This window comes from Pelotomaculum sp. PtaB.Bin117, from assembly GCF_002067195.1.
GTDB classification, from domain to species: domain Bacteria; phylum Bacillota; class Desulfotomaculia; order Desulfotomaculales; family Pelotomaculaceae; genus Pelotomaculum_D; species Pelotomaculum_D terephthalicicum.
On record NZ_MVQM01000162.1, the window covers coordinates 1 to 12740 of the forward strand.

12 protein-coding genes are annotated in these 12740 nt (G+C 41.3%); 10 read left to right on the forward strand and 2 right to left on the reverse strand.

Annotated features, from left to right (window positions below; genetic code table 11):
- Positions 1 to 246: 246 nt before the first annotated feature.
- Together A4E54_RS12245 and A4E54_RS12250 are read right to left on the reverse strand one after the other, a co-directional pair.
- Positions 247 to 690 carry a type II toxin-antitoxin system VapC family toxin gene (locus A4E54_RS12245; RefSeq protein WP_240082011.1) on the reverse strand — a complete coding sequence of 148 codons (444 nt, stop codon included), beginning with the start codon at positions 688 to 690 and terminating at the stop codon, positions 247 to 249.
- Positions 668 to 886, reverse strand: a complete 219-nt coding sequence (locus tag A4E54_RS12250; protein WP_240082010.1) for a hypothetical protein — start codon at positions 884 to 886, stop codon at positions 668 to 670. The genes A4E54_RS12245 and A4E54_RS12250 overlap by 23 nt, the downstream gene beginning before the upstream one ends.
- Before the next feature lie 976 nt (positions 887 to 1862).
- On the opposite strand from A4E54_RS12250, the gene A4E54_RS12255 reads away from it, so the two are divergent.
- The 10 genes from A4E54_RS12255 (at position 1863) to A4E54_RS12300 (ending at position 12042) form a co-directional block, all read left to right on the forward strand.
- Positions 1863 to 2828 carry a hypothetical protein gene (locus A4E54_RS12255; RefSeq protein WP_240082009.1) on the forward strand — a complete coding sequence of 322 codons (966 nt, stop codon included), beginning with the start codon at positions 1863 to 1865 and terminating at the stop codon, positions 2826 to 2828.
- A 267-nt stretch (positions 2829 to 3095) separates the two neighbouring features.
- Positions 3096 to 4340: a three-Cys-motif partner protein TcmP gene (gene tcmP, locus A4E54_RS12260; RefSeq protein ID WP_286726297.1), complete on the forward strand. Its 1245-nt coding sequence runs from the start codon at positions 3096 to 3098 to the stop codon at positions 4338 to 4340.
- Positions 4341 to 4408: 68 nt separating this feature from the next.
- Positions 4409 to 5104, forward strand: a complete 696-nt coding sequence (locus tag A4E54_RS12265) for a radical SAM protein (protein ID WP_286726298.1) — start codon at positions 4409 to 4411, stop codon at positions 5102 to 5104.
- Between the two features lie 160 nt (positions 5105 to 5264).
- Positions 5265 to 6230, forward strand: coding sequence for a helix-turn-helix domain-containing protein (locus A4E54_RS12270; protein WP_240082005.1), 966 nt, complete (start codon positions 5265 to 5267; stop codon positions 6228 to 6230).
- Between the two features lie 424 nt (positions 6231 to 6654).
- On the forward strand, positions 6655 to 6921 hold the full coding sequence (locus A4E54_RS12275; protein ID WP_240082004.1) for a hypothetical protein: 267 nt from the start codon (positions 6655 to 6657) through the stop codon (positions 6919 to 6921).
- Positions 6911 to 7111, forward strand: a complete 201-nt coding sequence (locus A4E54_RS12280) for a hypothetical protein (RefSeq protein ID WP_240082003.1) — start codon at positions 6911 to 6913, stop codon at positions 7109 to 7111. The genes A4E54_RS12275 and A4E54_RS12280 overlap by 11 nt, the downstream gene beginning before the upstream one ends.
- A 621-nt stretch (positions 7112 to 7732) precedes the next feature.
- Complete coding sequence (locus A4E54_RS12285; RefSeq protein ID WP_240082002.1) at positions 7733 to 8662, forward strand: copper amine oxidase N-terminal domain-containing protein; 930 nt, start codon at positions 7733 to 7735, stop codon at positions 8660 to 8662.
- Between the two features lie 38 nt (positions 8663 to 8700).
- Positions 8701 to 10329 (forward strand): Athe_2463 domain-containing protein, encoded by a 1629-nt coding sequence (locus tag A4E54_RS12290; protein ID WP_240082001.1) that lies wholly within the window; start codon positions 8701 to 8703, stop codon positions 10327 to 10329.
- Between the two features lie 18 nt (positions 10330 to 10347).
- On the forward strand, positions 10348 to 11031 hold the full coding sequence (locus A4E54_RS12295; RefSeq protein ID WP_240082000.1) for a hypothetical protein: 684 nt from the start codon (positions 10348 to 10350) through the stop codon (positions 11029 to 11031).
- Positions 11032 to 11352: 321 nt separating this feature from the next.
- Positions 11353 to 12042, forward strand: coding sequence for a hypothetical protein (locus tag A4E54_RS12300; protein ID WP_286726300.1), 690 nt, complete (start codon positions 11353 to 11355; stop codon positions 12040 to 12042).
- Positions 12043 to 12740: the final 698 nt, after the last annotated feature.

Here is a 12740-nt window from a genome sequence, read left to right on the forward strand (position 1 = left end):
TTGCCACTTCAAGGTCTTTGCTAAAATCAACCAGAGAGTGCTTTTCCCAAAATTCCCTAGCTTCCTGGAGAGTGGCAAAGTCGGGTATTTTATTTTCATTACTCATCATCAGTAAGCCTCCGGTAATATTTTCGTTCGTCCTGAGTCATGTTACTGGTAGCTACTACCATAGGCCGGTTTCTATTGAAATGGAGGTGATCAAGAAAAATAAAGGCAATAAAAATTGCCTTTATTATGAATGCTAATTTATCTTTTCTTTATGTGCGGCCAAAGGCTACGCTTAATTATATAAAAATGATTATCGAATCCGAATATATTTTGAATATCGTACTGTTCAACGATGACAAAACTCATAGCATCAGGGTAAGATAAATTCTGATCTTCATAAGCTCTGAGAACAGCATGGGTTTTGTTTATTAGGTCGGTATCAGGAATTACAGATCTAATATAATCTGTTTTTATTGCATTTTCAATTATTCCAAGGAAACGGTTGGCTAATGAATGACCACAGTGGTAAAGTAACCAGGTATATGTTTCTGATATGACCAGCGTGCTGGTGAAAAGTAAAGTGCTTTTCTTTAATGAGTTATAAAAAGCTGAGGCTTCTTTATGGTAGGGGTCAGTGACATCAAGTAGAGCAATTAGGCCCCCTGTGTCGATGAAACATTTATAAAGGTCTTTTGCCTCCATATAAATCCTCCTTGTAGTGTTGGGAGCCTGTACCTGGTCCTTTTATCATACCAATTAATTCTGAAAGGGGATCGTCTGGACCGCCTCTTAGTTGCACGTCGTTTTTGGAATTGAAAATTCCTAATCTACGGAATAATTCTTCTTTCTGTTTAGGAGTAAGTTTATTGATTTCTTCAATCAAACGGTCAATTGCCATTGTTTATCACCCTTAAATAAGGATTATATTTCTTGAGAGAAGTATAACTACGATATGGTTGAATGTCAATATTAGCCAGATGGTAAAAATAGACGATCTTCGTTTGTGAACTATTAATATTAACCAAGCAGTATGCTGATTTCAGTGACAACTATGGGTTAGAAGAGCGTGAAGGCTATTTCTACAGTTCTTCATGTGGGCTAACCCTTGGTATTATTGGATTTATTGCTCAATCATTTTTATGTAAATGGTTGTTCTTTTTATCATTTTTTTAAAAATCTATCCAAGGTAATTTGTTACTTTGCTACCTGAAGCTTATAAAAATGCAGTAAGAAAAGTTTAAGATTGAAATGCTTCAATTTTCCGGAGCATTGATTTTCCTTTGGGATGACTGGTCTCAAGTCGGTGGCTGCTTAAATGTGAGTCATTTTAGTAGATGCACCCACATATATAAAAAAACCTGGAAAGTAAAGGGCTGAGTAGTATAACAGCCCTTTTTGATATTCCTGAAATGTCTGTTATTTTTTTGGAATGTGCAACAATTTGGATATTTTTTGTTATTAATTGAAAGTAAAGAAGGAGTCACATAATTCAACGTGGAAATATTACAAAAATTATCTATAATCCAGAGTACCTTAATATAGATGAATTTTCGATTATATGAAAACTTTAGTCGTTCAGCTCTCTCATAAATGCATAGTCAGTCGCCCCCCCGGCTGATACCGATATTAACGATCGTCACCTCGCGAAGTCCTATGGCATTCTGTTAGTGGTTAGTTTGAGCTACCTCACTTGATAATACAAATGTCTATACTGGGAAGCTGATTGTTAATTTGACCAGAATGTATTTCAGGTGAAGGAGATATCCCCGCACCAGGTGTGTAATAACCATAGATAAGCGGACATTGCGCTTCGTTGTGTCTGCTCATCCACTTATCGTTGTGCCGAATATTTTAAAGGAGAAAAATGAAGTTGGGTGAAAACTACAGTGACACAGAATAATTGGAGAGATGTTACACCTTACCCTAGGACAATCTTTGATATTTTAAATAAGTCTTTTGTGCAACTACAAGAAAAACACCCAGATAGTTTTCCCAATCTTCGAAACTCAAAAGATCTATTATTAGGATCAGATTATAGTGGAGAATCGCCAGATGCTCCTTATTATGTTTTTTCTTATTTAATTACTAGTTTAGAGAATTGGTCAGAATGGGAATATGCTCGACTAATAATAAGACAAAAAATATTCTCGGATTCCAGACGGATGTCATTCAAAAATCTCGGCGATAATCAGAGAAGAAAGGCACTTATACCTTTTCTTGAGGCGGCAAATTCTTTAAATGGTTTATCTTTTTCAATAGCAATTAATAAAAAATGTAAATCATTATTTTCCCATGATTCTCCTTTAGATCTAGAAAACCCAGATTTTATTCCATATAGGAAGTGGAAACCAGATGTTTTAGTTAAAGCTTTTACAATAATTCATTTTTTAAGCTTTCTAATAGCAGGATTATGTGAACAAGGACAAAATATATATTGGTTTACTGATGAAGATAACATTGCTGCTAACGATCAACGTGTTTGTGAACTAACTAATTTAGTTGCTTGGATTATTAATGATTATATTAGCTTCCCTTTAGGACATTTACGTTGTGGAACAAGTTGTTGTGATAATGGAACACGACAAATCGAAGATTTTATAGCAATACCAGATTTAATAGCCGGTGCACTATCTGAACAATTAAAAATGAACGCTAATGCCTTAAAAATTCCCAATGTCTTTTGGATCTATAGTGGGGATTTTTCTGAAAAAGCAAAAACAATTACATGGTGGTTTTCTCAATGTGGGTTTCCCTTAAAAAGGCTATTTTGTACAATTAATCCTTGCGAAAATGGTATAGGTGAAGAAGTCTCTTTTTTTCATTTTTATAATCAATGCTAAAGATACATTATCTAACTGAACAGTAAAAAACGATTGAAATCTGCCATATCAAGTTATTAAGTTTTATACTCCTAAAAAATGATTGTATATCCTCAAGATTAAAAATCGACAGTTTGCAATATGCGGTTATAGCAATTATAGGAAGTTTAGAAGCATATTGGCTTACAGTATAAATGTTATTTAGAAGAGAGAATAACTTGGGATTGTGTTTTGAAGGCAAGTCTGTTGATGGGAACTCAACAACAGTGTATCAAGGGAGCGAATATAATGTCTAAAAACAACCGTGATTTTTTCAAACAAAAGAAAATTTGGTCTGAAGTTAAAGACGAGTTGCTCGGTTGCTATTTGGTTCCGTATTTCAACAAGATGATGTCCATGAATAATCCAATCTTTTATGTGGATTGCTTTGCGGGCAAAGGAAAGTTTGATGACGGCAAGAACGGCTCACCGCTAACTGCGTTGGACAGTCTGGACAGGAGTATTGCGCATTATCGCCCCGCCCATCCCTATGGTAGCTCTACACCTCAAATCTGTATGCGATTTATAGAATTAAATCATGCAAAGGACTTAGAGGCAAATCTTGCGAGTCAACCTGCGGGGCGTTGTGAGATTATCGACGGCAGATTTGAGGATAATATTATATCCTTGCTGCAGGAGGCAAATAAAAAGTATCGCAATCCCAACGTATTTCTTTATGTTGATCCTTATGGAGTGAAGGTGTTAAACGCTGCTTTATTTGATTCACTGCCGATTTCATTCAGTACCGCCGAATTACTGATAAACCTTAACTCCTTCGGTTTTATTCGTGAGGCTTGCCGGGTCATGAAAGTGGGTTTTCGTGAAAGAGAAGATGAGATTTTCAGTGACATAGAAGAGTACGACAGTTCCGTGATGGATTCTATAGACGAACTCACTGCCATAGCGGGCGATGACTATTGGTTTTCGATTGTTGCCGATTACAGCAGAGGAATAATCGACTGCTACCAAGCTGAGAAGGAGTTTGCCAAACAATATAAACTCCACCTACGGCAAAAATATAACTATGTTTTGGATATGCCAATCCGTCTAAAAGCAGGACAGCATCCGAAGTACCGAATGGTTCATGCGACCAACCATCCTGACGGCTGTATACTTATGGCCGATAATATCGCCAAACGAACGGACCGTCTGGTTATTGATATTCAAAGCGGTGGGCAACTTTCCTTAATGACACAGACGGCTGAAAATGAAATAATTGACGATAGCATTCTTAAGGAGAAAGTTCGCGAACTGCTTTCAACAACAACAGAATTTACTCGCCTCAACAAGTTTTTAGCAGACTTTTATAACGAGCACGGCGTGCTATGCGATTTATCTCGTCTAAGTAGTGGTCGCGGAGGTTCTATACTTAAGACCTTTGAAAAGAACGGAGAAATTATCGTTTCGAGAGATCCAGCTTTTACTGATAAGGGCAAACCCACGAAATTTTGGCAAGAAGGCAAAGGCAATACCCTTATGCTAAGAAAGAAGTGATTGTAATGGACATCATAACGCGAAAGACCATGTTATACAAAACGGGCGTCGAATATGGAGATTATACAATGAACCATGTGTTAGGGTGTTCCCACGGATGCCTTTACCCCTGCTATGCGTTTTTGATGGCTAAGAGGTTTGGAAAGATTGCCAACTATGAGACGTGGTGTGCGCCTAAGTTGGTGAGCAACACGCTTGAAATACTCGACCATGAAATTCCTCGCTTGAAATCAAAGATTGAATCCGTCCAGCTTTGCTTTACCACCGACCCGTTTATGTTCGGATATGAAAAAGTTGGAGAAATGAGTATAGCGGCAATAAAAAAACTCAATGCGGCTGGCATTCGGTGTACAGTCCTCACAAAAGGACTGTTACCCATAGAGTTGACAGAACAATCTCCAGCAAATGAATATGGAATAACTCTTATTTCTCTTGACGAGAGTTACCGCCAAAGAATCGAACCCGGTGCGTCCCCATATGCGGATAGGATTGCCGCACTAAAAGCTCTGTTCGACAAAGGATCCCGGACGTGGGTGAGTATTGAACCTTATCCCACGCCGAATCTCATAAAACAGGATTTGGTTAATATATTAAATACTGTTTCGTTCGCCAATAAAATTATCTTTGGCCGAACAAACTACAGTAAAGAAGTTACGTCATTCACAACCCATAGGGCGTTCTATAATCAGCAGGTTGATATAGTAGTTGATTTTTGCAAAAAAAACAATATTAACTATTACATAAAAAAAGGTACGATCACTTAGGAAAATTACAATAACAAATTTGCATAATCCATATAATGGTAACGACAAACACTATAAACAGCAAAATAATAACATTGCCGTTAATGCGCCTGAGTACCCACAGGATGAAATATACCTGCGGCTTTTTTATTTTATAGAGGTTAAAATGGAGGTAGCAGTGATGAAAGAAAAAACCCTTGTTATTCTTGATCCAGTTTTGAAGAAAGGGTTTACAGCAGTACCTAATTCGGTTTTAACCGCACCAAGGCTGTCTTTGCCTGCAAAGTCCATCTATGCAATATTGCTAATGTTTGCCTGGCAAGAGGACGAGTGTTTTCCCGGACAAGAAAGACTAGCTGAAGTAGCTAACTGCACAGACAGGACAATTCGTAAATACCTTGATGAACTCAGGGAATTCGATTTAATTTCGTGGGTTCAGCGAGGGCTTAATCAGACCAACATCTACTATATCCATGATACTTCAAAAATACAGAGACTGAAAGCCTTGAGCGACAAGGACCGGAAAGCTCTTTCCGTTCCGGACCGGAAAGGATGTTCCGGTCAAGAACGGAAAGAGCTTTCCGACAAAGAATACTCAGTTAAAAGATCTGTTGTTGTTGTTGAGCAGCCCGGTGTGGGAAAAACTACAAATCATGAAATTGCAAGCAGCACTGTTGAGAATGACGGCGCTGCTTTTGCTTTGCCTCCGGCAAATACCGATGAAACTAATCAAGTAATCAACCACCAAACTTATACGGAAAATGGCAAGGAAGAAGAAAAGCCTGAAGAACCTCCGGCATGGGAACAGATTTGCTCAAAAGTCAGGGCAGTGGCCGGAGTTGATATATCCGTTAGCTTCGCAAAGGAGATTGAAAAGAAACACCCTCCGGAAAAAGTATCTTTAGTCCTTGACGAACTGCGCCGCCAGCTCTCACAGGAAGCCGAGATCCGGGGAGTGGGAGCCTGGCTGCGCTACGCGCTGGAAAACGATATCCAGCCGGACCAGCCGGCAAAGCCAAGTATAACTCATAAAAGTGGGGATAAAAACAACAACATAACCTCCAGAGATGGGCCCGGAGGTAATAGACATAAAAAGACACTAGAGAAGGAACGCAAGAAAGAATTTATCAAAACTTTGTATATCTGACGAGGGAGGCTTAAGCATGAAAGCGATCAGCGAAATACTTCCGGTTGTGCTAAGAAGAATTTGGGCAATCCAAACCAGAAAATGGGGATATGAGTCTGACTTATAATGTCTGGCCCCTTGGTGCTTAACCGTGCAGCCGCTGGGAATACCTGACCTGGTCGAAACCGGACACAGGAGCCGGTGGGAGTCTGAGCGGTGACGTAGCCGCAAGCGGAGCGGTTCCAGGGACCGGACATGTTTTTAAGAAAAGCTTTGGGAAGGAGGTGCTCAAAATAGCTTGAGGGCTGGTTACTTAGCGGTAGAACAGCCCTCAAAACCTAACAACCCAGGGGCCGCGGAGGCCTCCGGTGAGGTCAATTATAACATGCCGGTTGCCACCTGCGCTACCTGGGTAAATCCTAAAAATTAAAAGGAGGCGTACCAGGTGGCGCAAGAAAATTTGATGGTTGTACCGGCTCAGGATGCCGGGCGCGGCGCTGGCTTGGAGCAATATACTTACGTGGAATCCAGGATAATTGATTTTGCTTCAAGGTTTATGAACAGAACGGCTGAAGAACGAAGAAATTTCCTTGTTCTGGTGGAAGAACTTAACGATGATTCAGATGACAAAGTTAAAAATATAGCTCTCGAATTTATCAGGGACCTTTGCGAAGCGGCGGACAAAAGGGAAGGTGAACGCAGTGGCGCATGAAGTAAGGGAATTTAGTGAAACAATCATAATTATGCATGGCTTAGAGGTGGATTTTGCTAAGTTATCAAATGATGTGGTTCTTGTTAGTCTAGAGCTTGCAAAAAAGCTTATTTGTGAGGACAAGGGAACGGAAAAGCAGCAAAGCGTATTAGGTGATTGCAGTGGCACTGTGAAAAGGAGAGTGTCATAAATGGTGTTTATAGGGTGAGATATTATTACTTACCTGTAAAATTTTTGACATTTGGGTAATGTGATAGTGTCAAAGTATTTACAATCGCACATTTAAATAGGGGTGATGCCTGGCAATAGCGGTAAATATTTCTTGTGCGGCTTGTCAGAAATGGTAAAATAATGTTGGGTATACGGAACTGAGGGCGGGCCTCACCTGCCGGGGATTATAATCCGAAAGGGGGTGAGGCAGAAATGATTCAAATATCAGACGCAATTCAAATCGTAATAGCCGTAACTCTTCTGCTAACCCTCGTCGTGCTAATAGCTGACCGGCGGAAGTAATTGAAAGCCCTTGAAGCTGCTGTAACAGTTTCAAGGGCCTAAGACGAAACCCCGGCAAGCGAGGCACCTACGCCGTTCCTCAGTTTCAGTATTCCCATTAATTTAAGGAGTGATAACTTTAAGTAAATAATATATCCGGATTATGGGGGTTGTCAAGATTAGGAATGTGCCCGGTCAAGTAATCTTTTCTCAGGCGCGTGTGTTTGGCGTTTGGGAAGAGAAAGGGGCTTGGGTAGTATAAAATTATTACTCTTGGATTTTGATGGTCTAAAAAACAGACTTAAGGAGGTTTTTTAAAGTGAAGAGAGTTATTGTTTTTGTTGTTGTTCTAACCATGTTTACTATTTCGGTTCCCTGGCTGCGCACGGTTCACGCAGAGCAGGCAAGCCAGGATCAACCTGTCATTTCGGTAGTATTCAAAATCGGGGTGCCCTACTACGTTGTAAACTTGCAAACTCCTGGAGTAAAGATGGATGTATCCCCGTTCATCCAGAACGACCGGACTTACGTGCCGGTGCGCTTTCTGGGCAACGCTTTGGGAGTGAGCAATGAGAATATCACCTGGGACGATGATAGTCAGATGGCAACCATCAAGGGGGCTGGTGCAACACTGCAAATGACTATTGGAAACCTATGGATGAATGTCAACGGGGATAAACACGGCCAGGCTATGGATGTGACGCCGGTGCTTATGTCCTCGCCAACTTGGAGGACGTTCCTGCCAGCTCGGTACGTTGCCGAGGGATTAAAATTTCAAGTAACTTGGGACGAAGCAACACAGACCGTGGTTTGCTGGCCTGCGGGAACACCGGAGCCGGACGTGAGGGTTGCGGCAAACTGGTTAAGCTGGCAAAAGGAAGAGGCGGTAACTGGTACGTCAACGTTGAATAATTATCAGATACCGATAAATACGAGTCTACGTATTGATTGGGGTATAAAACCAAACGACCCTAATCACTGTGAAATGTATCTCTGGCTAGATATAACCAAAGAAGGTTCATGGAATGAAGCTGAAGCAATTCTATCCCAAGGTCTGGACAATCAGACGGTCAGCGAATTGATGGACTATGCTAGGCAGAAAACAGATATTAATCAGAAATTACCAGGGAGGTATTGGAATTCTTCTAATGGTAAATCCTCTCGCGTAAGCTCCAATTTTGGTGATACTGTAATTAATATAACGATTTGGAGCGTTCCACAGCCAGCAAACATTATATCAGGTAACTAAATAAAATTATTAGTTAAAAATAATAAGGAGTGTTTTTCGTGATTAAAAGATTGTTCGCTATGGCGGCGATCTTTCTTTTTTTGTTCGCTGCATATAGTAGGTATAGTTACGCCGAACTATACAATCCCGATCTAGCAATAGCCAATGCTCTGGCTGGTGGTTACTATACACAGGAAAGCAATGGTAAAAGTATCAATTATGTTCCTGTCTCAACACTGACAAATTATCAAGTAGGAAACAACTACTTTGGAGCTTTGGTGTACGGAAGTCCGCAAGATGTACCGGGAAACGATTATCGTAATGGTCAGTATCGTTATCTTGGTTACACGAAATATGGTGATAAATATACTAACATAGGTTTCCCTCCCGACTCTTACGCGAACGGGGCATATTTAGACGGGCAAGAGTGGATACCAGAACCTTGGAAAAATGGTGCTACTGGTATTACTGAACCAAACCCATACGATGGCTCAATGGAGTATTATCAAAACATTAAGAATGGCATTTACATGTATTATCAGGGTGGCACAAACATCAACGGCTATAATGTTGCTGGCGAGGCTGTATATCCGAATTTTTGGGACAACATCGTGCAGTATGTCCACATCCTTGCCCCCTCAACCCAATACGCCTGGGGAATTGGCAGGATGTGGCACCGCGATGAAAGTGGTAATCTTTGGTACTTAACAGTGCCACTTATGCCTACGGAACTTTTATCAGGTGGTTCGCAGCCTACACCTAAGTACCCTGACTATGCTATAACAAATGCCACTATTAACTCAACCAATATTGAAATTGGAAAAACCTGTAATATCTCATTTAATGTTAGCCAAATCGATCCGCAGTTTGCGGACTATAAAACTGTTTCATTAAAAGCGGACAGGGACGGTTATCAATTTTATTCCGGCAATTTATCTATCCGAAACACTGACGGGCAAAAAACTGTCACTATCCCCTGGACATGCCCGGGTGGTATTAGTAGTTCTTTAATTACCCTGAAGGTGAACGGCGGAAAAGTGCCGGGGGATTCTAACCATGCGATTGCTGAAAATGAAAGATACACCAACAACGAACAGATATTAAATATCACGGTGGGAGGTGGTGGTGAAACGCCGGAAGAACCGCAGCCTTCTCAGTACAATATATCCGGCACCAGTATTCGTTACAATGACGGTAAGACAACGGCTGATTTCGACAGCACATTTACTATGCCTGGTACGGCCGTAATACGTTTTTACGTTCAGAACAGCAGCGGTTCTTTGGAGCTTAAAGACAGTGCCATTCATAGCTTTTCGGCTCAAGGCTCTGTTTCGGCAAAATTTGATTATACTACCACTAATACAATTGTTGCTGCTGTTAACTGCTATTACAGCGGGGGGAGCTGGGTGCCTGAAAAGTATCACGGAAACGATCATATTGATAGACTTGAAACAACGTACAGTGATAACGTTCTTAGAATTACGCCGACCCGGCCGCCTTCTAGAGAATACCATGGGGAAAACTCTGTGAAGGTGACTGTGAAAGTGGTGGAAGAAAGAGTGACTTATGAGACCGTAGATGTATATGGATGGAAAATGGTTGGCAGTATTAATAACCCGCCAAAATTCAGAACACGGTTGGTCCCTAATCCCGGTGAACCAGGCGGGCCAGTTCCCTGGTATTACTAATTCGAAAGGATGGTTTTTATGATCCGATTTATTATGGTGTTAATTTCTCTGGCGATGTTTCTAGTACCTATGATTTACACTAGTTTTCAAGGTCCATATGTTTATGTGAGTGGTCAGAAGGCTCTTGTTAGAGTAGATCCAAATGAGACGGCAACGTATGCGGCTAAAACAACAGTGTGTTTTTATACACGTTCTATGGAGGCTGTTTTGTCTGCGCAAGGCATAAAGGATCGCTCAGGGTCCGGATATATATCCGGACCGGGTTATGTCTCTCTTGCTTCTAATACTTATGAAAGTATTTTTTATGACCAGTTAAAGTTTGACAATGCAACTAATTATGGAATCAAGGCTTATCCACTGGTAGAGGCCGATAGAGACGAAAAAGATTTCTCTGGAGGTGGATTTTTGGTGAAATCCCCGAATGTAGGTTCCGCTGTTTTGTATACTGCTGATGGTATAGATACTGATGCAAAGGGATATAACGTTAATATTACGGAAGTATCGGGTGATAATTTCTCTTTCACCACTCCAGAAGGAAGAAAGTTAACCTATTCCGATTCCGGATCTCCTATTGTACAAAACAACGCCTTTGTCGGTGCGGCGCAGGTGAGCATTGGTGAAAATGATACTGAAACAAACTGCAAGGGGTTGTCAGCGCCGGTGATGTACCGCGAATTGCTGAAAACTGAAAACGAAGGCTGATATTAATCATGTCGGCCAGGCCATAGACGGCAAGGCACTGGTGGTGCATTGGGACAAGTAGCAAGCTCCCTACTCCTGATCTAAAAACATCCTGAAAGCTGGTGGTCAATATACCAGACGATGCGGACGATACCCTTATTGAATGGCTGAAAATAGCCGAATCGACATTTGACGACTGGGACAACGAGGAAGATAGTGTGTATGATTGATGATAATATATAAGCAGGTCCATTAAATGGCAGCGGGTAGGGCTTCCCCACTGCCATTTAAATATGTGGGAAGTGTTGCAAGTGTAAAAATTTTTACACTTGCAACTTAACAATGATAAAGAAAAAGAGGGAGAATATGAAATTCCGAATTGACGGTCTGAGCCTATTTGGTAGCAGTCATTATGACACCCTGGAAGAAGCGAGGAAAAACATATTCGATAAAAAAGGCCGTAAGGGTAGTATTAACGTGGAAATGACGGAAAAAGAATATATCACCCTCATTAACAGCTATGAGGCTCAACTAGACAAAAACGTAGCTATGATCAATACCTTACAGCAGGAAAACCAAAAACAGAAAAAACAAATTGAAACACTGCAAAACACACTTGTTCATCCTGAAGTGGTGGAAAACATAAAACATCAAGCCCGTCAGCAGATAAATGCTGAAGTAGAGGCAAAGGAGAAAATAACAGAAGAGCTTACAAAACAGATAGAAATATTAACCAGGCGGGAAGAGGGCTTGAGAGAGGCCCTTGGCAGATGGCGAAAAAAAGCCACTGGCGAGGACTTGCGACCGCCAAAAGACTTAAAGCAAAAAGGATTCCAGTACCGAGTCGTAAAAAATAGAATAGTGAAGATGTATTTTCTGGAGAAATACCTGCCGCATTCCTTTGATACCGGTTTCAGTGAATTGGAAGGATATGCTCTGTTGGAACTTGCAAAGGGGGTTAACCTCAAAAAAATATATTTAGACCGTGGTAAGTGGGTAGCACAATACGAATCACTCAATCCGCTGGGATAATACTTTTAAGACCTTGCATTTTATGGTGCCTATGGTATTATTGTATTGTCTATTTAATCCTACACTACGTACCCTTCATGCTTAATGCGTGACGCTAAACGGCAAGAAGGAAAACATCAGATGCAAGCGTGATGCTGGCATATTGCATATCTGATGGGTAACATTTATGGGATTCTTCCACTATTTTATCTCCAGGAATAGTGCGGATGGAAGCTCCGGAGCATGTTGAGGGCGATAAGCGGCAACTGCTGAAGAATCTTACTGGCTCCAGGTAAAAACAAGCGAAAAGCGAGGCACAACTTGGAGAGCAAGGCCGAAGCGAAGAGCAAGGCTGTGCGGAAAAGAGCCAAGGAGCTGTGTGTAGACAATGTGATGCGGTACATCTGAACCGACTGCTGAAGGCGAAGATGTGTTTCACCAGTATTGGACGAAAACGGGTCCACCGGAAAAAAACCACGTTGGAGACGTGTGTTTCGGGTATTTGAAGGTTACTTGCCGGACCGGGAACTGACGGCATGGACGCGCTAAAGCGCGCCGGGTTTATTTAACCAAACCAAGTGGATGCTTGGTTGAGTGGGGATTTGGCAACTGACCCCATAAAATACGGCTAAAAAGGCACAGCACGATGATCGAGCAGTCTCAAAAAGACGTAAGTGCCTTCGCCACTGGAGCGTGAGTTCCACCCTTTGGGTTATGTG

Excerpts from the sequence above, each read along its gene's own strand:
- A4E54_RS12250 (WP_240082010.1), bottom strand. The coding sequence starts at position 886 with ATGGCAATTGACCGTTTGATTGAAGAAATCAATAAACTTACTCCTAAA.
- tcmP (WP_286726297.1), top strand. The coding sequence starts at position 3,096 with ATGTCTAAAAACAACCGTGATTTTTTCAAACAAAAGAAAATTTGGTCT.
- A4E54_RS12265 (WP_286726298.1), top strand. The coding sequence starts at position 4,409 with ATGAACCATGTGTTAGGGTGTTCCCACGGATGCCTTTACCCCTGCTAT.
- A4E54_RS12270 (WP_240082005.1), top strand. The coding sequence starts at position 5,265 with ATGAAAGAAAAAACCCTTGTTATTCTTGATCCAGTTTTGAAGAAAGGG.
- A4E54_RS12295 (WP_240082000.1), top strand. The coding sequence starts at position 10,348 with ATGATCCGATTTATTATGGTGTTAATTTCTCTGGCGATGTTTCTAGTA.
- A4E54_RS12245 (WP_240082011.1), bottom strand. The coding sequence starts at position 690 with ATGGAGGCAAAAGACCTTTATAAATGTTTCATCGACACAGGGGGCCTA.
- A4E54_RS12300 (WP_286726300.1), top strand. The coding sequence starts at position 11,353 with ATGATAAAGAAAAAGAGGGAGAATATGAAATTCCGAATTGACGGTCTG.